A 21779-nucleotide genomic window follows, 5' to 3' on the forward strand; every position below is an offset into this window, starting at 1 on the left:
CTGGTCTCCGCCGGGCCCGCTCGGCCGAACGGTTGATACGACATGTCCGACTTGCGGCTTAGGCTCGACGCCGTGGGGGACTCGAAGCGCATCCTGTACTGGCTACGCCGGCTGAGCGAGATCGCGATGTACGGCTGGCTCGCCATGCTCCTGCTGCTCGACCTCGCGCTCGCCATCACCGTCTCGGGCTTCCAGTGGCTCGTGCTGCTGTGCAGCGCGTGCGGCATCGCGGCCGTCGCGCTGCGGCGCAGGTACCGGGTGGAGGGGTTCAGCATCATGCTGGCCCTGTCGCTCGGCACCTCCCTGCTGATCGGCAGCAGCGGCTTCAACGGCGTGCCCGGCATGGCGGAGACGGGCTCGCTGCTCATCCTGACCATCGGGGTGCTGCGGCACGTCGAGCCGGTACGCCGGGCGGCCGTGCTGGCGTGCGTGGCGCTGGTCGTGCTGATGGCCGAGGCCAGCGGGCGCGACTACCAGAGCTCGGGGCTGGCGTTCGCGTTCCTGCTGTTCGCGAGCTGGTCCACGGCGGCCGGCGTCGGCGGCTACCTGCGCTTCCAGCAGGAGCGCCGTACGGAGGCCGTGCACTCGGTACGGCGGGCGGAACGCCTGGAACTGGCCAGGGAGCTGCACGACCTGGTCGCCCACCACATCACCGGCATCGTCGTGCAGGCTCAGGCCGCCCGCACGGTCGCCGAGACCAGGCCGGACGCGGTGGCCCCCGCGCTGGACGCGATCGCGACGGCCGGGTCCGAGGCGCTGACCTCGATGCGGCGCATGGTCGCCGTGCTGCGCACCGAGGACGACGCCGACCGCAGGCCGGGCACCGCGCTCGCCGACCTGCGGATGCTGGCCGACCGGTTCTCGGCGGACGGGCCCAAGGTGGCGTTCGAGATCGGGGCCGGGCTCGACGACCGCACGCTGCCGCCCGAGGTCATGACCACCCTGCACCGGGTGCTGCAGGAGGCGCTGACGAACATCCGCAAGCACGCCGCCCGCACGGCCTGGGTGGAGGCCGATCTGCGGCGTCACGAGCGGGTGGCGGTGCTTCGGGTGCGTAACTACGGGTCGGGGTCAGATCCGCGGGTGTCGCGGCTCGGCGGCGGGTTCGGGCTGGTCGGGATGGCCGAGCGGGTGGAGGCGCTGGGCGGCCGGCTCTACGCGGGACCGTCCGATCAGGGCGCCTGGGAGGTGATCGCCGAGTTCCCGCTTCCCTGACACCGGCGCCCACCCCAGAACCCCTTGCCCCGCCGCCGACGCCCCGCCCAAGCCCTCGTGCCCCGCCGCCAACGCCCCGCCCAAGCCCTCGTGCCCCGCCGCCAACGCCCGCCCGAGCGCGTCCTCCCCCGACGAGAGGGCCCGTCCAAGGGCATCCTCGCCCGAGGCCAGCGCCCGTCCAAGGGCATCCTCGCCCGAGGCCAGCGCCCGTCCAAGGGCGTCGTCTCCCGAGGTCAGCGCCCGCTCGAAGCGCTCCTCCCCGAGCGCCGCCCGCAGTCGCGCCGAGGCCCGTTCCACGTCCAGCCGCTCACCCGGCGGCAGCGGCGCCCCCACCGACCGCCGCAGCGCCGTCGCCGCCCCCAGCAGCCGCCCCGCCTCGACCGGCCACTCCCCGCCGCACAGCGACAGGGCCCCGGCCAGCCCTTCCAGCGCCAGCGCCACTGCCCGGGGGTCGCCGCTGGCCCGCGCGGCGGCGTACCCCTCCCGGTGCCGGGCCAGCGCCGTCTCCACGTCGCCGCGCTGCTCGGCGGCGAAGCCGAGCTCCGCCATGATGAACGCGATCCCGGGCGTCCCCCGCACCTGCCGCAGCCAGTCCAGCACGGGCAGCAGGTACGACTCCGCCTCCTCGTAGCGTCCCCGCCGCCGGGCGCTCATGGCCAGGCCGAGCAGCGCGTTCTCCTCGGCGGGCATGGACGACTGCTCGACCGCCAGCGCCCTGGCCCGCTCGTGGTAGTCGTCGGCCAGCTCGTAGTCCCCGCCGAGCAGCGCGATCCGGCCCAGGGCCGCCAGCTTGAACGACACCTCGAACCCCAGCTCCTCGGCCAGCCGCAGCCCCTCCTCCCGCAGCCGCGCGCACCTCGCGTAGTCGCCGCGCACCTCGGCCACCCGGTCCAGCACGTCCATGGCCTCGATCTGCCCCCACCCGTCGCCCAGCTCCCTGAACAGCGCCAGCCCCCGCTCCCCGTCGCGTTCCATCGCCGTCAGGTCGCCGCGTCCGACGGCGAGCTTGGCCCGCAGGCACAGGGCCGCCGCGACACCCCACCGGTCGCCCAGCGCCTCGAACGCCGCCAGCGCCCGGTCCGCGGCCGCCTCGTGCGCCCGCCGGTCGCCGTACGCCCAGCGCACGTGGCTCAGCAGCCAGTCGGCCAGCGCCGCCCCCGCGGGGTCGAGCTCGTCCCTGCGCACCGGCGTGCCGGGCCCGCCGATCAGCAACTCGACGGCCGCCAGCCAGACGGACGCCCTGGCGGCCTCGCCTCCCATGCCCGCCGCCCGGGCCGCCTCACCGCCCACGGCCGACGCCCCGACAGCCTCGCCTCCCGTCTGCACACCGAGAGCACCGCGCAGGGCGCGCCTGGCCTCCCGCAGCCGCCCCCGCAGGATCCAGTACCAGCTCAACGCGTTGACCAGCCGCAACGGCTCCGGCCCCGTCAGCGCGAGCCGCAGGTTGCCGCTCTCCGCGTCGAGCCGGGCCAGCCACTCCCGCTGCCGGGGCCCCTTCACCTCGGCACGCTCGGCCAGCGCCGTGTAGTACCGCGCGTGCCGCTCCTCGGCCAGCCCCCGCTCCCCCGCCTCGGCCAGCCGCTCCTGACAGTACGCGGCCACCGACTCCAGCAGCCGGTACCGCTGCGAGCCGTCCCCCGACGGCACCCGTACCACCAGCGACCGGTCCACCAGCCGGGCCAGCAGGTCGAGCACGTCCAGTCCAGGCTCGGCGCAGATCTCCTCCGCCGCCTCCAGCGTGCAGCCGCCGGCGTGCACGGCCAGCCGCCGCAGCACCACCCGCTCCTCGTCGGGCAGCAACTCCCAGCTCCAGTCGATCATCGCCCGGAGCGTGCGCTGCCGTGCGGGGGCGTCCCGCATCCCTGCGCTGAGCAGCCGGAAACGATCGTCGAGCCGGTCGGCCAGCTCCTCCACGCCGAGCGCCCGCACCCGGGTGGCGGCCAGCTCCAGCGCCAGGGGGATGCCGTCGAGCCGCCGGCAGATGGTGGCCACCGTCTCGCTGGGCTCGACGTTCGCGCGGGCCGTGAACAGCCGGACGGCGTCGGGCTCGGGCAGCGGCGGCACCACCCGTACGCGCTCGCCCGTCACCCCGAGCGGCTCCTGGCTGGTGGCCAGCACACGCAGCCCTGGAGCGGCCCGCAGCAGGCCCGGCACCAGCGCGGCCACCGCGCCGACCACGTGCTCGCAGTTGTCCAGCACGAGCAGCACGCGCTTGCCCGCCACCACCCCGGCCAGCCGGTCGGGCAGCGGGACGGTCGCGTCGTCGCGCACCCCGAGCACGGCCGCCACCGCCTCCGCCGGATCCACCGCCCCGGCCAGCTCGACCAGCCACACCCCATCACCCGCCCCACCACTCCCGGAGCCGCGCGCCACCTCGGCGGCTGCCGCCAGCGCGAGCCGCGTCTTGCCCACGCCACCCGGCCCCGTGAGCGTCACCAGCCGTGAGCCGCCCAGTTCCGCGCGCACCCCGGCCAGCTCGACCTCCCGCCCGATCAACGAGGTCACAGGCGCGGGCAGGTTGGTGGGCGGCGCGGCGGGCGGTCCGAGCCCAGGCTCCTGCCGCAGCAGCGCCTCGTACAGCGCCGCCGTCTCCGGCGCGGGATCCACCCCCAGCTCCTCGGCCAGCCGCTCCCGCAAGCCCTGGTAAGCCGCCAGCGCCTCCCCCTGCCGCCCGCCCCGGTACAGCGCCGTCATGTGCGCGGCCACGAGCCGCTCGCGCAGCGGGTGCCGGGCCACCAGGTCGCCCAGCTCCACGGGCTCGCCCAGCGCGAGCCGCACCTCGGCCTGCTCCTCCAGCGCAGAAAGCCGCAGGTCGGAGAGCCGGTCGGCCTCGGCGCGGGCGAAGCCGAAGCCGGTGAAGTCGGCGTAGGCGGCTCCGCGCCACAGCCCGAGCGCCTCCTCCAGTTCGGCCGCCCGCACGACGGGGTCGGGAGACCGCCGGGCGACGAGCGCGCGGAACCGCTCGGCGTCGCAGTCGAAGCCCGCCAGCCGGTATCCGGCCGGTTCGAGCAGGATCGTGCCGGGCCCGCCGAGCGCGCGGCGGAGCTGGGAGACGCGGGCCTGGAGGGTGCCGAGCGGGGTCGGCCGCCCCCACAGGTCCTCGATCAGCCGGTCGGCGGAGACGGGCCCGCCGCCGTACGCGAGCAGCGCGGCCAGCAGCCCCCGCACCTTGGCCTCGGCCACCCGTACGGGCGAGCCGTCGTCCGTACGGACCTCCAGCGGCCCGAGCACCCCGATAAGCACCACACCAGGAGCAACCCGCAGCGGACCCGAAGGATTTCCGAAGCGCCCCGCCCGAGGCTGGAGCACATGAGCGAAGTGACAGTTGTGGGGCTCGGCCCGATGGGCGCGAAGATGGCCGAGACGTTCCTGGCCGCAGGGCATCAGGTCAAGGTGTGGAACCGTACGGCGAGCAAGGCAGACCCCTTGGTCGCCCAGGGCGCGGGGCGGGCGGCGTCGGCCGCGGACGGCGATCTCCTGGTGGTCAGCCAGATCAGCTACCAGGCCATGTACGACAGCCTCGGCGACGCCGGGCTGGACGGGAAGGTGGTGGTCAACCTCAGCTCGGGCGCGCCCGACGAGCTGCGCGAGGCGGCGCGGTGGGTGGCGGAGCGCGGCGGCACGCTGATCACGGCGGGCATCATGGTGCCGCCGCCCGGGATCGGGCAGCCGGGCGCGTACAGCTTCTACAGCGGCCCCGAGGACGTGCTGGACCGGCACAGGGCGACGCTGGAGGCCCTCGGCGGCGTCACCTACGTGGGGACGGACGCCGGGCTGGCGATGATGTACTACCAGTCCCTGCTGCTGATCTTCTGGTCCAGCCTGACCAGCCACATGCACGCCATGGCCCTGATGGGCACGGCCGGGGTGTCGCCGATGGAGTTCCTGCCGTTCGCGCGGGAGACGTTCAGCCAGCTCGGCGGTGACGGGCCGATGGGCTACGCCAAGATCCTGGCGGAGGAGACGGCGGCGGGCGCCCACCCGGGCGGGGAGAACTCCCTGCACATGCAGGCCGTCGGCCTCGGCCACGCGGTGGAGGCGCTGGCGGCGGCGGGGGTGGAGACCACGGTGCCGGAGGCGCTGCTGCGGCTGTTCGAGCGCGCGGACGCCGAGGGCCGGGGCGGCGAGGGCCTCGGCACCGTGATCGAGAGCATCAAGAAGCCCTAATGATTGGCCAGGAAGGCGAGCAGGTCCTGCCGGGTGATCAGCCCGGCGGGCTTGCCGTCTTCCAGCACAACCGCCGCATCCGCCTTCTCCAGCGCTTCCACCGCACGCGCCACAGGTTCACCATTGCCGATCGTGGGTAGCGGCGCGGACATGTGATCGGAGATCGGATCGTCGGAGGAGAGCCTGCCGTGGTAGAGGGCTTCGAGGAGGTCGCGCTCGACGATGGAGCCGATCACCTCCGCCGCCATGACGGGCGGCTCCTCCTTCATGACCGGAAGCTGGGACACCGAGTACTCGCGCATGATCGCGATGGCGGTGCCGACCGACTCGTGCGGGTGCACGTGCACGAACTCCGGCAGCCCAGGCCCCTTGCGCGCCAGCACGTCGCCGACCAGCCCCTCGTCGGAACCGGTGGTCAGGAACCCGTAGTCGGCCATCCAGTCGTCGTTGAAGATCTTCGACAGGTAGCCGCGGCCGCCGTCGGGCAGCAGCACGACCACCAGGTCGTCGGGCGCCGCCTTGGCCGCGACCTGCAGCGCCGCCACGACCGCCATCCCGCACGAGCCGCCGACCAGCAGCCCCTCCTCGCGCGCCAGGCGGCGCGTCATGTTGAAGGAGTCCTTGTCGGACACCGCGATGATCTCGTCGCAGATCTCGGTGTCGTACGTGGCCGGCCAGATGTCCTCGCCGACGCCCTCCACGAGGTACGGGCGGCCGGACCCGCCGGAGTAGACCGAGCCCTCGGGGTCGGCTCCGATGATCTTCACGCGCCCGCCGGAGACCTCCTTGAGGTAGCGCCCGGTGCCGCTGATCGTGCCGCCGGTGCCGATGCCCGCCACGAAGTGCGTGATCCTGCCGTCGGTCTGCTCCCACAGCTCGGGGCCGGTGGAGTGGTAGTGCGAGTCGGGGTTGTTGACGTTGGAGTACTGGTCGGGCTTCCAGGCGCCGGGCACCTCGCGGGCCAGGCGGTCGGAGACCGAGTAGTAGGAGTCGGGGTGGTCGGGCGAGACGGCCGTCGGGCAGACCACGACCTCGGCGCCGTACGCCCGCAGCACCGCGATCTTGTCCTGGGCCACCTTGTCGGGCACCACGAACAGGCACCGGTAGCCCTTCCGCTGGGCCACGATGGCCAGCCCCACCCCGGTGTTGCCGGAGGTCGGCTCCACGATCACGCCACCGGGACGCAGCTCGCCGGACTTCTCCGCGGCCTCGATCATGCGAACCGCGATGCGGTCTTTGACCGATCCGCCCGGGTTGAAGTACTCGACCTTGGCCAGCAGCTGGCCCGACACTCCCGCGTTGACTTTGTGCAGCCGGACGAGCGGAGTGTTCCCCATGAGGTCGACGAGGGAATCGTAAACGCGCACCGAGGTTTTCACCTTCTTCACCGAAGCTTGGTCAGCTTGCCAACGGCCGAGATCCAGTGGGGGTGGCAGGCCCTCGGCTAGTTACTAGGAGAAACGCTACCGCCGAGTTGGACCGAGGAGGCACGTACGTGGTCTGGGCAGCTGGTATGGCGCGCGCGGCGCGGAGGATCGCGACAGCGGCGGCGCTCGGAGGCGGCGGGCTGACGGCTCTGGGAGCCACGGCCTACGGCCTGCTGATCGCGGAGGGACTGCTCGCCCGCAAGGCGATCGGCCAGCCACACGGCCTGGACGGGCCGCCCTCCGACGGCGTGTACGGCGAGTTCCCCGCAGAGCCGATCAAGATGGCCATGCTCGGCGACTCCACCTCCGTGGGACTGGGTGTCACCGACCCCGCCAAGACCCCCGCCGTGCTGCTGGCCAACGGCCTGGCCGCCGTCGCCGAGCGGCCGGTGCGCCTGGTGGTGGCGGGCAAGTCCGGCGCTCCATCGGCGGAGCTGGGCGAGCAGGTGGATGTGGCACTCGCCATGGAGCCCGACGTCGTGGTGATCTTCGTGGGGGCCAACGACATCATCACGCAGACGCCGCCCGCGATCGCCGTACGGCATCTGACCAAGGCCGTGCGGCGGCTGCGGGACGCCGGCGTGGAGGTGATCGTGGGCACCTGCCCCGACCTCGGCACGGTGCGGCCCATCGCGCAGCCGCTGCGCTGGGTGACGCGGCGATGGAGCCGGCAGCTCGCGGCGGCGCAGACGGTGGCGGTGGTGGACGCGGGCGGCCGTACGGTGGCGTTCGCCGACGTCCTGGGCCCGGAGTTCGACACAAATCCGACAGAAATGTTCGGACCCGATCGTTTCCATCCATCTGACCGAGGTTACGCGCAGGCTGCTTACGCGGTGCTACCGTCGGTGTGCGCTGCGTTGGGGCTGTGGCCTGAGCCGCGGCCCGCACGCGACGAAGCTCTGCAACCGATCTACCTCGCGGCGGCTACGGCCGCGGAGGAGCCCGGCACCGAGGTCACCGCGACCCGGGTCGACGGGCGGGCGACGGGCCTGCACGGGAAGTGGGCGACGTTGTTCCGCCGCCGACTCGGCGAGGCAGTCAACGACACCTGACGGCCGCACGCCTCAAGCCGGTCACTCTCCGCGCCGGAACCGTCACTCCCCCATCCTCTTTGGAGTGAATTGCCCGTGCTCCGGCCCCTCTGGAAAACGTCCATCGCTCTCGCCGGAACCCTCGCCGCCACCGCCTGCTCCGGCAGCGACGCGGCCACCTCGAAGTTCCCGACCTGGCACAACGCCCAGGTCAACGCCGTCAGCCGGACGGCGGTAGCCGGCGGGGTCGTCGCCGTCACCTCCATGAAGCCCGACGGCGCCCTGGAGACCGTCGCCGTCAGCCTGCGCGACGGCAAGCGGCTCTGGGCCCACCCCGCCGCCATGGCCGGCCGCCTGCCCGGCATGGGCGTCTCCGCCCCCGCGATCGTGGAGACCCCCGCCAAGCAGAGCGTGGTCGTCGCGCTCGACCCGGGTAAGAAGGGCCGCTGGAACGCCACGCTCATCGCCCGCGACGCCCGCTCGGGGGCGCAGAAGTGGGCGCGGCCGATCCACTCCACGTTCGGGCCCCAGCGCTGCGGGCCGTACGTCTGCCTGTCCGAGCACACCGCCCTGGCCAAGGCCCGCATGGTGGTGCTCGACCCCATGACCGGCAAGCAGTTGTGGCAGCTGCCCGGCATCTCCGAGGTTGAGTGGTCGGATCAGAGCCGGGTCGTGCTGCTCAGGATGGCCGCCAACCCCATGATCGAGTCATACGAGGTCAGGACCGGCAAGCTGCAGTGGCAGCAGCCCATCGAGCAGGCACTCGGGCCCGGCATCGACCTGTCGGGCGGGTGGGCGTTCGGCGCCTCGGGCGATGACCTGGTCGGGTACGTCGCGCCGTACACGAACCCGCGGAGCAAGAAGGTCTCCACCTTCGGGCTGTTCTCCGTGGGGGTCGCCGACGGGACGATCAACTGGATGCGGCCCTCCGTCGTACGCGTCTACCCGAGCGGCAACCCCGGCTTCGCCCCCGTCGTCCGGCCGGTCGACCAGCAGGGCGTCTACGGCGGGTTCGCCCGGCTCGACCCGGCCACCGGGCGCGTGGTCGGCCAGATCAGCTCCGCCGACGTGCCGGGCTCCGGCTGGTGGCTGGCCTTCCCCGACCGCATGGACAAGCTCGGCTTCCTCAAGCACAACGCCAAGGGCACGGCCTTCGACGTCCCCTCGGGCCGGTCGGTGCCGGTGGAGGAGGAGCGCGGCTGGTCCTTCTGCGTCACCGACCCCAAGCCGCTGCCGCTGCGCGGGCAGCCGCCCGGCTTCTACTCGACGGCCGCCCTGTGCGAGTACGAGCTGGGCACCGGCAAGCGGGTCTCGCCCGTGTCGGTGCCGCCGCCGTGGTTCACCGGCAGCCAGGACGGGTGGCGGCTGTGGCGGGACGACAAGGGCGGCCTGCACGCCATCAACGACCACACGGCCACGGCGCCGGGAATGTACGGGTAAGACGGTCGCGTCACGTCCGGCACGCACGCCTGTGACCGCGCCGGACGCATACCCCTGACGACCCGCACACACACCGCCTGCCCCGCGCCCACGCCGCCTGACGGCCCCGCGCCCTCACCCCGCCACCGCCTCGCGCGGACGCTGCGCCCGAGGCCGCCGCACGCACGTCCAAGGCTCGGGCCGCCGCCGCAGCCAGCGCTCCAGCATGGCACCCCGCAGAAGACCCCGCCGGAGTACGGCGGGTGAGCGGCGCCCCCAACCCCCGGGGCGGCGGGCCTTGCGCAAAGAACTGGAATATAGTTCTACTATTAGCGCCGACAAAGGAGGGGCCATGCCCGAGGCAGTCATCGTCGCAACCGCGCGTTCCCCCATCGGGCGAGCCTTCAAGGGCTCGCTCAAGGACATCCGCCCCGACGACCTGACCGTCCAGATGATCAAGGCGGCGCTGGCCAAGGTGCCCCAGCTAGACCCCGCCTCGATCGAGGACATCATGCTGGGCTGCGGCCTGCCCGGCGGCGAGCAGGGCTTCAACATGGCCAGGGTGGTGGCGGTGATGCTCGGGCTCGACAACGTCCCCGGCACCACCGTGACCCGCTACTGCTCCTCCTCGCTGCAGACCACGAGGATGGCCTTCCACGCCATCAAGGCCGGCGAGGGCGACGTCTTCATCTCGGCGGGCGTCGAGACCGTCTCGCGCTTCGCCAAGGGCAACTCCGACTCGCTGCCCGAGACCCACAACCCGCTCTTCCTCGAGGCCAGGGACCGCACCAAGGCCTACGCCGAGGGCGGCAGGACCTGGCACGACCCGCGCGACGACGACGCCGTCCCCGACGTCTACATCGCGATGGGCCAGACCGCCGAGAACCTGGCCCAGATCAAGGGCGTCTCGCGCCAGGAACAGGACGAGTTCGGCGTGCGCTCGCAGAACCTGGCGGAGAAGGCGCTGGCCGACGGCTTCTGGCAGAAGGACATCACGCCGGTGACGCTGCCCGACGGCAGCGTGGCCGGCAAGGACGACGGGCCGCGGGCGGGCACCACGTACGAGAAGGTCTCCACCCTGCAGCCGGTCTTCCGCCCGGACGGCACCGTCACGGCGGGCAACTGCTGCCCGCTGAACGACGGGGCGGCCGCGGTCGTGGTGATGAGCGACGTCAAGGCCGCGGAGCTGGGCATCACGCCGCTGGCCAGGATCGTCTCCACCGGCGTCTCCGGCCTGTCGCCCGAGATCATGGGGCTCGGCCCCGTGGAGGCGTCGAAGATGGCGCTGGCCAGGGCCGGGATGGCGATCGACGACATCGACCTGGTGGAGATCAACGAGGCGTTCGCCGCCCAGGTGATCCCCTCCTACAAGGAGTTGGGCATCGACCTCGACCGGCTGAACGTCAACGGCGGCGCCATCGCGGTCGGGCACCCGTTCGGCATGACCGGCGCCAGGATCACCTCGACGCTGATCAACAGCCTGCAGCACCACGACAAGAGCATCGGCCTGGAGACGATGTGCGTGGGCGGCGGCCAGGGCATGGCGATGGTCGTCGAGCGGCTGAGCTGATCACGTGCCGGTGAGCCGCGGCCGGGGTCCGCGCCGCGGCTCACCGAACCCCGCTACCCGTGCCGGGTCGGCCCCACACGGGTCGGCGTGATGCGCATGATGACGCGACGATCACTGACCATGGCGTCGCGGTATTCGTCCCAGTCGGGGTGCTCGCCCGAGATGTCGCGGTAGTAGGCCACGAGCAGGTCCATCGCCTCGGGCAGGTGGACGATCTCCGCCGTGCCGTCGACCTGGATCCACTGCCCGAAGAACCCGTCCGTGAACGCGCACAGCGACACGTGGGGGTCGCGCAGCGCGTTGCGGACCTTGGCCGCCGTCTCCCTGCTGCTGATGACCACGCGACCGTCCTGCACCCCCACCGTGATCGGGGACATCTGCGGACGCCCGTCGCGATGCCTGGTCAGCAGGACCGCGCGGTGATTGTCACGAAGAAAGCCGAGTGCCGTTTCGAGATCCATGCCCCCATGATGACGCGCCCGCGCTTGGGGCACGGGCGCGGGGACGGTTGGGCTTAGATGTAGCCCATGCGGTTACGGCGGTGCCGCTCGTGCTCGTGGACGATGGCGGCGGCGTAGCCGTGGGTCAGCCCGTGCTCGTCGGCGAGCCAGTTGGCCCGCTCGTCGCACCGTAGGAAAGCCGGGCCGTTGTCGATGGCTTGGAACCACTCGGGGAGTTCGCGTCCCGTGATCGTCGGGACCCTTGCGATGAGCTTCGTCTGCGTCTCCGGTGAGTGGTTCAAGGACATGGGCACCTCCGCGGATTAAGGTCCTTTGCTCGACACTGCAACACGGACACGCGAATGGCAAGCCCCAAGTCCGGCATCATTCTGTGACGGCAGGTAGATTTTCGGTCGCAGAGCGAGAGGGCCCCGCCTGAACGGCGAGGCCCTCCCTGATGTCACGGCGGTGTCGCGACTGGGTCGCGACAGTGTCGCAACGGGGTCGCGGTGAGCCGAACTAGTCGCTACTGCTGAAGTAGCTGACGAAGCGCAGCACCTCCAGGTAGATCCACACCAGGCTCAGCGTGAGGCCGAACGCGCACTGCCAGGCGAACTTGGCCGGGGCGCCCTGCTTGACGCCCTGCTCGATCGAGTCGAAGTCGAGCAGGAGGAAGAAGCAGCCGAGCAGGATCATCGCGATGCTGAAGATCCAGCCGAGCGGGGTGTCGGTGCGCAGGCCGAGACCGCCGTCGTTGAACAGGCCCACCAGCAGGTTGACGAGCATGAGCCCGACGGCCGCGATCGCGGCGGCGATCACGAACTTCACCAGCTTGGGTGTCACCCGGACGATGCGCAGGGCGTAGACGGTCAGCACCGCGCCGAAGGCGAAGGCTGTGCCCAGCACCGCCTGCATCACGATGCCGCTGACCATGCCCTCGAAAACGGAGCTGATCTTGCCGAGGAACACGCCCTCGGCGATCGCGTACCCCAGGATGAGCGCCGGGTTGGTGCTCATCGTGAAGGAGGCGATCAGGCCCAGCACCAGCGCGACCACGGCGGCGCCGATGGCCACCGCGGGCGGGACGTTGAGGTACCAGGCCGCGGCGGCGGCCAGGACGAGCGCCCCGAGGGTCATGAACCCTCGGACCACGACGTCGTCGAGCGTCATGGTCCGGTACGCCGGCCGGGACGGTGGTGCGTACGACGGCTGGTCGTACATGTTCTGCAGCTGGTCGGGGGACGGGGTGGGGCCGGCCCAGCCCGCCGCGGCCTGCTGCCGCGACCTGCTGAATACGGGGTTCTTGCTCTCCATCGCTGCCTCCTGTGCCGCTGAGCCTACGGGGCTCGCCGGCACCTTGGTCAACTGACGCTCAGATCGATGTTCATTCGGGACTTCGGCTCCGATCCCAACGAACGTGCCCGCCCCCGAGTTCCCCAGGTCACCGGGCGACACGGAAATCTTCGCACGGCTCGTCCCGGAGGGCCATGGGAGCGCGCCGGACGGCCCTCCGCCGGGCGCCCGGCCTTTCCGCTGACGAAAACCCGGTTGTAAAGCGTAGTCAGCCATTCACGGAAAGAAAACCGGCGACTTGTCAATATCAGTCATGGCACGAAAAGTTTTCGAGCGGGCGAACGGCGGCTCACGCATCGGGGTGCCCCGGCTCTCACCAGCAGTGAGCGTCCGATCACAGGACAACTCCATAACAACTCGATATCGGCCCAGAGTGCCCAGCTCGGGGCCATCCGGCAACCGCGGTAAAGCTCCAGGTCAGAGACCTAAATTGCCTATAAGTTGGCAAGTGCCCCCGGCGGGATTCGAACCCGCACGTCAACCCTTTTAAGGGGTTTGCCTCTGCCATTGGGCTACGGGGGCGCCGCAATCATACGAAACGGACCATGCTTCCGAGGAGCACAACTTCGCATCAGGCGTCACAAGTGTGAAGTCTGCGGTGAAGTGATAGCACTCCCGGGACTCTGTCCAAGAAGAGTAGACCGTCCAGATGGTCGAGTTGGTGCTGAATGCACCGAGCCTCGATGGCATCCGCTTCGATGGTGACGGCCTCGCCCGTGCCTGGCAAATGCCCATGTACGGTGATACGCGTCGCACGGCGTACGTCGGCGGTCAGTCCGGTGATGGACGCGCACCCCTCGCGGCCGTCGTCCCAGTGGGCCGCGCTGGCGAGCCGTGGATTGGCCACGACGAGCTCTCCGGCCCACGACCTACTCCGGGGGTGGCGCCGGGCGTCAAAGGCGATCAGCCGCAGGCTCAGGCCGATCTGGGGGGCCGCCAGCCCGGTCGTGGCGGGCGCGCGGCGCAGGGTCGCCAGCAGATCGGCCGCGGCGGCGACCACTTCCGGGGCGGTGGGGTCCACCGGCTCTGCCACGGCGGACAGGAGGGGGTGCGGGGCGCCGAGCACCTCGCGGGCCGTACCCCCTGGCCCGGTCACAGCAAGTCCGGTTCGACAGGCCGGAAGGTGATGTCCGAGTCGAGGGTCGCGCCGACGGCCGCCAGCCTGCGCATGAGCGCGGCCACGTCCACCTGCTTGGGCAGCTCGACGTCGGCGATCAGCACGTAGAGGCGGCCGGTGAGCCTGGTGCTCATGCCGGTGATGTTGCCGCCGTCCGCTGCGAGCACCGCGCTGATGGCGGAGATGATGCCCGGCCGGTCGGGGCCGTGCACGGTCAGCACGTAGCCGAGGCCGTCGCCCTCCCCGCAGAAGTGCCGGTGCGCCTCGATGGCCGAGGCCGTCACCACCAGGTCGGGCGTGCCCAGCCGCTTCATGAGCTCCGCGGAGTCCAGCTCGCCCGAGACGAGCAGCATCATCGCGACGTGGCCGCCGAGCAACGTCATGGTCGAGTCCTGGATGTTCGCCCCGCAGTCGGCGAGCGAACCGGTGACTGCGGCGATCACGCCGGGCCGGTCGACGCCGAGCACCGTCACCGCTGAAAGACCCACCCGTGGTACCCCTTCCGCTTGCGACCAGGGGCGCCGAGAACGCCCCGGCGAAGCTTCGCCGGGGCGCTGCCGTACCTGGGCTAGCGGCGAGTCGTCGCCACCGCGGCCCTGAAGCCCTCACGCGGGTGCTCCATCTCACCCAGGGAGATCGTCTCGCGCTTGAAGAACAGGGCCAGGGTCCAATCGACGACGACACGGACCTTGCGGTTCAGCGTCGGCACCCGCGACAGATGGTAGGTCCGGTGCATGAACCACGCAGGGAATCCGCGAAGCTTGACGCCATAGACATTGGCGACGCCCTGATGCAGGCCGAGACCGGCGACCGATCCGACGTACTTGTGGCGGTATTCGACCAGTTCCTGCCCGCGCAGGTGGCGGACGATGTTGTCGGCCAGCACCTTGGCCTGGCGCACCGCGTGCTGGGCGTTCGGCGCGCAGTACTGCCCGGGGTTCGTCACGTCCGGCACCCCGGCGGCGTCGCCGGCCGTGAAGGCGCCGGGCGTGCCCGCCACGGTGAGCATGGCGGTGGCCTTGATCCGCCCGCGCTCGTCCAGCGGCAGGTCGCTGTCGTTCACCACGGGGCTGGGCTTGACGCCCGCGGTCCACACGAGCGTCTCCGCGTCGAACTCCTCGCCGTCCGACAGCACCACGTGCCCGCCCTCGCAGGACTCCAGCCGGGTGTCGAGCCGGACGTCGATGCCGCGCTCACGGAGCTGCTCCAGCGTCCACTTGCCCATCTCGGGGCCGACCTCGGGCAGCACCCGGTTGGTGGCCTCCACCAGCACCCAGCGGATGTCCGACGGCTTGATGTTGCGGTAGTAGCGCGTCGAGTCCTTGGCCATGTCCTCCAGCTCGGCCAGCGCCTCGACGCCCGCGAAGCCGGCCCCGACCACCACGAACGTCAGCGCCCTGCGCCGCACCTCCGGGTCGTCGGTGGACTCGGCGACGTCGAGCAGGTGCAGCACGCGGTTGCGCAGCGCGATCGCCTCACCGACGGTCTTGAAGCCGATGCCGATGTCGGTCAGGCCGGGGATGGGCAGCGTGCGCGAGATCGAGCCGGCCGCCATGACGATCACGTCGTAGGCCACCTGCCGCGGCTCGCCCTCGGCGGGCTGGAAGGTGACGCTGCGGCCGGCGTGGTCGACCTTCGTCACCGTGCCGTTCAGGATGTGCACCTTGGGCAGCACCCGGCGCAGCGGGGCCACCATGTGGCGCGGCGACAGGTTGCCCGCGGCCGCCTCCGGCAGGAACGGCTGGTAGGTCATGTAGGACTGGGGGTCGATGATCGTGATGCGGGCTTCGCCGCCGCGCAGCTCACGGTGGAGCTTGCGCTGCAGCCGCAGCGCTGTGTAAAGGCCGACGTATCCGCCGCCGACGATCAAGATGTGCTTGTTCATCCTGAGGCCCCATCCCTCGTGGAGTGCTTGTGAAAGCATTCACAAGCCTACGTCAAGCGCCGTCGGCGAAGCCAATCCAGACGTGGTGGGACGCGTCACACAGCCAGTGACCTGGCCCTTTCGAAGATCTCGTCCAGCATGTGAGCGGTGACGCGGCCGGTGAAGGTGTTCTGCTGGCTCGGGTGGTAGCAGCCGATCAGCGTCACCGGCCGCTCGCCGTACGCGACCTCGACCTCCGCCCCGTGACCGAACGGCGGCCGGCTGCGCGGCAGCGCGTACCCCGCCTCCCTGAGCGCCGGCCACATCGCCTGCCAGGCGAACCCGCCGAGCGCCACGACCACCCGCACGTACGGCGCCACCAGGCTCACCTCCCGCGCCATCCACGGGAAGCACGCGGCCTTCTCCGCCGGCAGCGGCTTGTTCGCGGGCGGCGCGCACCGCACCGACGCCACCACCCGGGTGCCGAGCAGTTCCTGCCCGTCTCCCGCGTACGTGCTGGTCTCCTGCGCCGCCAGCCCGCAACGGTGCAGCGAGGCGAACAACCAGTCGCCGCTGCGGTCGCCCGTGAAGATCCGCCCCGTCCTGTTGCCCCCGTGCGCCGCCGGCGCCAGCCCCACCAGCAGGATCCGCGGCTCCTCCGCGCCCCAGCCGGGGACGGGACGCCCCCAGTACGTCTCGTCCGCGAACATGCGCCGCTTCACCTCGGCGACCTCCTCACGCCACTCCACCAGACGCGGACACGCCCGGCAGACCGACTGCCGCGCCGTCAGCTCCGCGAGGGTGCCGCTCCCGGCGGCCAGCCGCCTGACGTCGGCGGGGTCCAGCGCGACCGGGGTGTCAGGGGTCGCGGGGTCGTCGGGCCAGCCGGTGCCAGGAGGTACGAAGCTCATGACACCGATGGTGCCCGATCAGCGCCCGGGCTCCAGCGCGGGCATTCGGGTCACGGCGGACTCGGACGCCGGCTCGGGTGCGGGCGTGCGGCTGGCGACGGACGACTCCGACAGAAAGCGCGTGAAGCCCCTATAGGGCCCGTTTCCCGTCAGCCGGGCATGCACCCCCCAGGATCCACGCGCGAGGCCCCACACGGCGCTTCCCGGCGCTCCCAGGCCGCTCCCCGTAGGCGGAGGCCGGCTTCTCGGCGTACACCCCGGGCCAGACGATCACCCAACGGCGCCCCGGACTCCGCCCGTCAGGTGATCGTCGAGGTCCTCCAGCAGCTCCTCACGCTCGGGATGATGCGGACAGAGCATCCCGTACGGCCTGTGCGGGGGTCATGATCGTCCCTCCTTGAGCAGGGCCGCCATGGTGGCCGAGAAGGCACGTATGAGGTCAGGGCGCCTGCCTTGAACAGGCGGCGCAGCGTGCCGTAGACGGAGGCGTCGCCGACCTCTTGCAGGCCGGCTTCCCTGAGCCTGCGGACGACGTCGTAGCCGTAGCCGTCCCTGTCGTTGAGCACGGCCAGGACGGCCAGGTCCAGGACGCCTTTGAGTAGTTGGCTGCTGTCCACGCGAAGCGCAGCAATAGCGGCACAGGAAAAACCGGGTGGCGCCCGAAGGAGCCACCCGGTTCAGCCGATCAGTGTCGTGTCAATCAGGCACCGGCAGGAGCGGAAGCCGTCTGCGACGGCGCCGGCTCCGGAGCGGGCTTCTGACACGCGGGGTAGGACTGCGTCACCACGTCACCGTTGTTCGGACCGGTGATCGTGAGCGTGACGGTGCCACCCTTGGCGGCCTCTCCCTCGGCTGCCGCGAAGGTCAGCGCGGTGAGGCTCTTCTCGTGCTCGCCACGTCCGAAGACGACGGCGTCGCTCACCTTGGTCTGCCCGTTGACGGACCAGCTGTAGCTGACCCGGCCGGGGCCCGTCGAGGTGACCTTGCCGGCGGCGGTGACCACGCAGCTGGTGTCCATCGTCACCGAGGCGCTGGCGGACACCTTGCCGTGGTGCTCCGGCGGCTTGGGAGCGTCGTGCTCGTCCTTGCACCAGACCTTGTAGTAGGCCCTGTTGGAGGACGTGGAGTCCGGGCTCAGCACCTGGAGCTGCGCCCAGCCACGCTGGCTGTGACGCGGGGCGATGCCGAAGCCCACCTTGCGGGCGTCACGCACCTTGATCTTGCCGTAGTCCACCACGTCGCCGTTGAGGACCCAGCGGTAGCGCACCCACGACGGCCGGTCGACCTTGATCAGGCCAGTGAAGTCGATCTTGTCGTAGCGGGTGTCGCAAGAGCCCGCGTACGTGCTGGGGCTGGCCCAAGCACGAGCCGAAACCGACACGTCCAGATGCGTACGCACATCATCCTGCGGCTTCTTGCAGGAGACGGAGAAGTACCCCTTCTTGGAGGTGACCTTCTTCGGCCCGAGGACCTGAACGGCCTCCCAGCCCTTGACGTTCTCCTTGAAGGTGATGGCCTGCTTGACCGTCACCGTCTTGACGCCCTTGCCCTTGAGCTTGATCACGCTGACCTTGCTCTTGGACCCGTCGCCGTGGAGCCACCGGTACGCCAGCTCCGTCTTGCCCTTGACGGGCACCTTGATCTGGGCCGAGAAGTTGACCTTGGTCGGGCAGGAACCTTCATAGTCGCCCGGCGTGGCCTTCGGCGCGGACACCGAGACCTTGGGCGCCGCCTTGGTAGCCGCCTGGGCGGGGCTGGACATCAGACCCGCGGACAGGCCGGCCAGCACCACAGCCGACGCGCCGAACGCGGCCGCCCTACGTGCTAACCCAACAGACATCATGTGAGAGTGCTCCATTCCGTGAGGGAAGAGACGCGCTCGGGAACGGTCGCCACGCCGGCGCCTTTCGCGCACAGCGATATGGCAAAGCCCCCGTAATGCCCCTTTACCTAATCACAATACTGAATGCACGCTCAACACGACCCGCAGATCGGAAATGTCCGGATTTCTTCAGGTGGTGGATGCGAGGGACCAGGCGATTCCGTCGAGGATGTCGTGTTCGCTCACCACGACCTGGGAAAACGCGAAACGACGAACGATCCGGTCAAGAATTAGCGCACCCGCGCCAATCACGTCAACCCTGCCCGGATGCATCACCGGCACCTCGGCGCGCTCACCATGGGTCATCGCCAGCAGCCGCCGCGTCACCTCGTGCACCTGCTCGGCCGAGATCCGCGAGTGGTGGATGCGGTCCGAGTCGTACTCCGGCAGGTCGAGCGCGATGCCCGCGATCGTCGTCACCGAGCCCGCCAGGCCCACGAGCGTGTGCGCCTCGCGCACCGGGACCTCGGCCTCCACCCGATCGAGCGCCGCCTCGACGTCGGCCACCACAGCCTCCAGGGCCTGCGCCGGGGCCGGGTCGCCCACGTCGCGCAGGTGCCGCTCGGTCAGGCGCACGCAGCCGATGTCCACCGACAGCGCCGCCTGCGCGTGCTCGGCGCCGACCACGAACTCGGTGGAGCCGCCGCCGATGTCCACCACCAGGTACGGCGGCAGCGGGCCCTGCGGCACCTCCGTCTCGGGCGACAGGCGCAGCAGGCCCCTGGTCGCGCCGGTGAACGACAGCTCCGCCTCCTCGGCCCCCGACACCACCTCGGGATCCACGCCGAAGATCTCGCGCACCCCCGCCACGAACTCCTCCCGGTTCGCCGCGTCGCGCGTCGCGCTCGTGGCCACCACGCGCGTGGCGGCGGCGCCGTGCCGTTCGATCAGCTCCTGGTAGGAGCGCATGGCCTTGAACGTGCGCGCCAGGGCGTCCGGCGCGAGCCTGCCCGTCCTGTCGACGCCCTCACCCAGGCGGACGATCTCCATCCGCCGCTCGACGTCCGTCAGCTCGCTCTCGCCGACGTCGGCGATGAGCAGGCGTACGGAGTTGGTGCCGCAGTCGATGGCGGCTACACGCATGGTCCGTCACTCCACCAGTCGGGGAGGGCGTCGAGCGCCTCCCTGCCGAACGGGTTCGCCCCGGGGGCCGCCAGCTCGTGCGCCACGAGCGCGTGCAGGCACTTGACCCGCTCCGGCATGCCTCCCGTGCTCTGCATGTCACGCGGGAGCGGCGCCAGCCCCTCCTGCTCGGCGGCCTCGTCGCGCCTGGCGACGTAGTCGTCGTGCGCCTTGCGGTAGGCCGCCGCCAGCTCGGGGTCGGTGGCCAGCCTGGCCTGCATCTCCCGCATCAGGCCCGAGCCCTCCAGCGTGCCGATGGCCGAGGCGGCCTTCGGGCAGGTCAGGTAGTACAGGGTCGGGAAGGGCGAGCCGTCGGGCAGCCGGGGCGCGGTCTCCACCACGTCGGGGTTGCCGCACGGGCAGCGGTGCGCCACCCCGCGCAGCCCTCTGGGCGGCCGGCCGAGCTGCTTCTCGACGACCTCGACGTCCTTACTGTCCAACACTTTCCTTCCCTGTCACCGCCCGCCGCCCGGTGCCCTTGTCGGCGGCCTCCACCGACTCCCAGAGCGTCTCGTACCACGGCGGCACCGCGGCCGGCTGTTTCACGGCCGTCTGTTCCCTGCCCTGCTCGGGCTCCATCACCACATAGCACTTCTCGCCCGGACCGCAGTAGTGCAGCCGTTCCTTGGCCGTCTTCTTGATCCAGTTCGGATCGTCGCTCTGCCGGTCACGGGCCAGCAAGGCCTGCTTCTCCGCCTCGACCCTGGCCTTCTCCGCGCGCAGCTCGGAGATGCTGCGGCGCAGGCTGATGTACTCGCGCACAGGGTAGGCCAGGCTCATCGCGATCGCGCACACCACGACGGCCAGGATGGCGGCCCTCCCGGTGAGCTGCGGCCTTTTCGCCAATTGCTGCACACCCCCTCAAGTACGGCTCGCGGCCGGATTACGGGGCGCCGCGAGCCGTACTCGAAACTAGCGCCGGAAACGCGGGAAAGCCGCGCGACCCGCGTAGCGGGCGGCGTCATCGAGGAGCTCCTCGATGCGCAGAAGCTGGTTGTACTTGGCCACGCGGTCGGAACGGGCCGGCGCGCCGGTCTTGATCTGGCCGCAGTTGACCGCCACCGCGAGGTCGGCGATCGTCGTGTCCTCGGTCTCGCCGGAGCGGTGGCTCATCATGCAGCGGTAGCCGCTGCGGTGCGCCAGGTCGACCGCGTCGAGCGTCTCCGACAGGGTGCCGATCTGGTTGACCTTGACCAGCAGCGCGTTGGCCGCGCCCTGCTCGATGCCGCGCTCCAGCCGCTCGGGGTTGGTCACGAACAGGTCGTCGCCGACGAGCTGCACCTTGTCGCCGAGCGAGGCGGTGATGGCCTTCCAGCCCTCCCAGTCCTCCTCGTCGAGCGGGTCCTCGATGGAGACGAGCGGGTAGTTGGCGACCAGGTCCTCGTAGAACGCGATGAGCTCCTGCGCCGACAGGCCCTTGCCGTCGATCGTGTAGACGCCGTCCTTGTGGAACTCGGAGGCGGCCACGTCGAGCGCCAGCGCCACGTCCTCGCCCGGCACGTAGCCGGCCTTCTCGACGGCGACCAGGATCAGGTCGAGCGCGTCGCGGTTGGAGGGCAGGTTGGGCGCGAAGCCGCCCTCGTCGCCCAGGCCCGTGGCGTAGCCCTTCTCCTTCAGCACGGCCTTCAGCGCGTGGTAGACCTCGGTGCCCATGCGCACGGCCTCGCGGAACGACTCCGCGCCGATCGGCGCGATCATGAACTCCTGGATGTCCACGTTCGTGTCGGCGTGGGCGCCGCCGTTGAGGATGTTCATCATCGGTACGGGGAGCACGTGCGCGTTCGGGCCGCCCAGGTAGCGGAACAGCGGCAGGTCGGCGCTGTCGGCGGCGGCCTTGGCCACGGCCAGCGAGACGCCCAGGATGGCGTTGGCGCCGAGCTTGGCCTTGTTGGGCATGCGGTCCAGATCGATCATGATCTGGTCAATGATGCGCTGGTCCTCGGCCTCGATCCCGCTGATCTCCTCTTGGATCTCGTCGGTCACGGCGAGAACGGCCTTCTCCACGCCCTTGCCGCCGTAACGCTTGCCGCCGTCACGCAGCTCGACCGCCTCGAACTGGCCGGTGGACGCTCCGCTCGGCACGGCCGCGCGGCCGCTGCTGCCGTCGTCGAGCACGACCTCGACCTCAACCGTGGGGTTGCCCCGGGAGTCGAGGATCTCGCGAGCGTATACGACCTCGATGGTAGCCACGGGATGCGCTCCTAAATCGAAAGGTGATATGCCATCAGAGCCTATCGGTACGGCTGCGCGTGGGGTGGGTG

General features: G+C 71.0%; 19 protein-coding genes, 1 tRNA gene and 1 pseudogene. 5 read left to right on the plus strand and 16 right to left on the minus strand.

What is annotated here, in order from left to right; translation table 11 throughout:
* Positions 1 to 447: 447 nt before the first annotated feature.
* Positions 448 to 1149, plus strand: a pseudogene (locus tag FXF51_RS63800) (sensor histidine kinase); the annotation flags it as partial.
* On the opposite strand, the gene FXF51_RS25195 reads toward FXF51_RS63800, so the two are convergent.
* On the minus strand, positions 1072 to 4461 hold the full coding sequence (locus FXF51_RS25195) for a BTAD domain-containing putative transcriptional regulator (protein ID WP_316247638.1): 3390 nt from the start codon (positions 4459 to 4461) through the stop codon (positions 1072 to 1074). The pseudogene FXF51_RS63800 and the gene FXF51_RS25195 overlap by 78 nt on opposite strands.
* 63 nt (positions 4462 to 4524) lie before the next feature.
* On the opposite strand from FXF51_RS25195, the gene FXF51_RS25200 reads away from it, so the two are divergent.
* Entirely contained in the window at positions 4525 to 5382 is an 858-nt protein-coding gene (locus FXF51_RS25200; RefSeq protein WP_148437127.1) for an NAD(P)-dependent oxidoreductase, read from the plus strand.
* On the opposite strand, the gene FXF51_RS25205 is transcribed toward FXF51_RS25200, so the two are convergent.
* Positions 5379 to 6749, minus strand: a complete 1371-nt coding sequence (locus FXF51_RS25205; RefSeq protein WP_148437128.1) for a cystathionine beta-synthase — start codon at positions 6747 to 6749, stop codon at positions 5379 to 5381. The genes FXF51_RS25200 and FXF51_RS25205 overlap by 4 nt on opposite strands.
* Positions 6750 to 6877: 128 nt before the next feature.
* Between FXF51_RS25205 and FXF51_RS25210 the strand changes: the two genes are divergently transcribed.
* The 3 genes from FXF51_RS25210 (at position 6878) to FXF51_RS25220 (ending at position 10829) form a co-directional block, all read left to right on the plus strand.
* A complete protein-coding gene (locus tag FXF51_RS25210) occupies positions 6878 to 7861 on the plus strand; it encodes an SGNH/GDSL hydrolase family protein (protein ID WP_262379821.1) in 984 nt (327 codons plus the stop codon).
* A 75-nt stretch (positions 7862 to 7936) separates the two neighbouring features.
* Positions 7937 to 9280, plus strand: a complete 1344-nt coding sequence (locus FXF51_RS25215; RefSeq protein WP_148437129.1) for a PQQ-binding-like beta-propeller repeat protein — start codon at positions 7937 to 7939, stop codon at positions 9278 to 9280.
* Between the two features lie 331 nt (positions 9281 to 9611).
* Positions 9612 to 10829: an acetyl-CoA C-acetyltransferase gene (locus FXF51_RS25220; RefSeq protein WP_148437130.1), complete on the plus strand. Its 1218-nt coding sequence runs from the start codon at positions 9612 to 9614 to the stop codon at positions 10827 to 10829.
* Between the two features lie 53 nt (positions 10830 to 10882).
* Here the strand turns inward: FXF51_RS25220 and FXF51_RS25225 are convergent, their stop codons facing one another.
* The 14 genes from FXF51_RS25225 to eno all read right to left on the minus strand — a co-directional run bounded on the left by FXF51_RS25225 (position 10883) and on the right by eno (position 21708).
* Positions 10883 to 11290: a PPOX class F420-dependent oxidoreductase gene (locus FXF51_RS25225; RefSeq protein ID WP_148437131.1), complete on the minus strand. Its 408-nt coding sequence runs from the start codon at positions 11288 to 11290 to the stop codon at positions 10883 to 10885.
* Positions 11291 to 11343: 53 nt separating this feature from the next.
* Entirely contained in the window at positions 11344 to 11577 is a 234-nt protein-coding gene (locus tag FXF51_RS25230) for a DUF4287 domain-containing protein (RefSeq protein ID WP_148437132.1), read from the minus strand.
* A 211-nt stretch (positions 11578 to 11788) separates the two neighbouring features.
* Positions 11789 to 12583: a Bax inhibitor-1/YccA family protein gene (locus FXF51_RS25235; protein WP_148437133.1), complete on the minus strand. Its 795-nt coding sequence runs from the start codon at positions 12581 to 12583 to the stop codon at positions 11789 to 11791.
* A gap of 488 nt (positions 12584 to 13071) precedes the next feature.
* Positions 13072 to 13144 (minus strand) — tRNA-Leu (locus FXF51_RS25240).
* 49 nt (positions 13145 to 13193) lie between these two features.
* Entirely contained in the window at positions 13194 to 13718 is a 525-nt protein-coding gene (locus FXF51_RS25245; RefSeq protein ID WP_148437134.1) for a peptide deformylase, read from the minus strand.
* Positions 13715 to 14227, minus strand: coding sequence for a glycine cleavage system protein R (locus FXF51_RS25250; RefSeq protein ID WP_148437135.1), 513 nt, complete (start codon positions 14225 to 14227; stop codon positions 13715 to 13717). Before FXF51_RS25250 ends, FXF51_RS25245 begins: the two co-directional genes overlap by 4 nt.
* Before the next feature lie 80 nt (positions 14228 to 14307).
* The gene (locus FXF51_RS25255) at positions 14308 to 15624 is read right to left on the minus strand and encodes an NAD(P)/FAD-dependent oxidoreductase (protein WP_148437136.1); all 1317 of its coding nucleotides are present in this window, start codon (positions 15622 to 15624) and stop codon (positions 14308 to 14310) included.
* Between the two features lie 95 nt (positions 15625 to 15719).
* Entirely contained in the window at positions 15720 to 16514 is a 795-nt protein-coding gene (locus FXF51_RS25260; RefSeq protein WP_148437137.1) for a uracil-DNA glycosylase, read from the minus strand.
* A 299-nt stretch (positions 16515 to 16813) separates the two neighbouring features.
* Entirely contained in the window at positions 16814 to 17131 is a 318-nt protein-coding gene (locus FXF51_RS62760) for a PadR family transcriptional regulator (RefSeq protein ID WP_262379823.1), read from the minus strand.
* A gap of 83 nt (positions 17132 to 17214) precedes the next feature.
* Positions 17215 to 18357, minus strand: a complete 1143-nt coding sequence (locus FXF51_RS25270) for a hypothetical protein (protein ID WP_148437138.1) — start codon at positions 18355 to 18357, stop codon at positions 17215 to 17217.
* A gap of 168 nt (positions 18358 to 18525) precedes the next feature.
* On the minus strand, positions 18526 to 19479 hold the full coding sequence (locus FXF51_RS25275; RefSeq protein WP_148437139.1) for a Ppx/GppA phosphatase family protein: 954 nt from the start codon (positions 19477 to 19479) through the stop codon (positions 18526 to 18528).
* Complete coding sequence (locus tag FXF51_RS25280; RefSeq protein WP_148437245.1) at positions 19470 to 19958, minus strand: DUF501 domain-containing protein; 489 nt, start codon at positions 19956 to 19958, stop codon at positions 19470 to 19472. Before FXF51_RS25280 ends, FXF51_RS25275 begins: the two co-directional genes overlap by 10 nt.
* Positions 19948 to 20364 (minus strand): FtsB family cell division protein, encoded by a 417-nt coding sequence (locus tag FXF51_RS25285; RefSeq protein WP_148437140.1) that lies wholly within the window; start codon positions 20362 to 20364, stop codon positions 19948 to 19950. Before FXF51_RS25285 ends, FXF51_RS25280 begins: the two co-directional genes overlap by 11 nt.
* Before the next feature lie 66 nt (positions 20365 to 20430).
* On the minus strand, positions 20431 to 21708 hold the full coding sequence (eno, locus tag FXF51_RS25290; RefSeq protein ID WP_148437141.1) for a phosphopyruvate hydratase: 1278 nt from the start codon (positions 21706 to 21708) through the stop codon (positions 20431 to 20433).
* Positions 21709 to 21779 lie beyond the last annotated feature (71 nt).

Source organism: Nonomuraea sp. PA05, assembly GCF_008086045.1.
Classification (GTDB): Bacteria; Actinomycetota; Actinomycetes; order Streptosporangiales; family Streptosporangiaceae; genus Nonomuraea; species Nonomuraea monospora.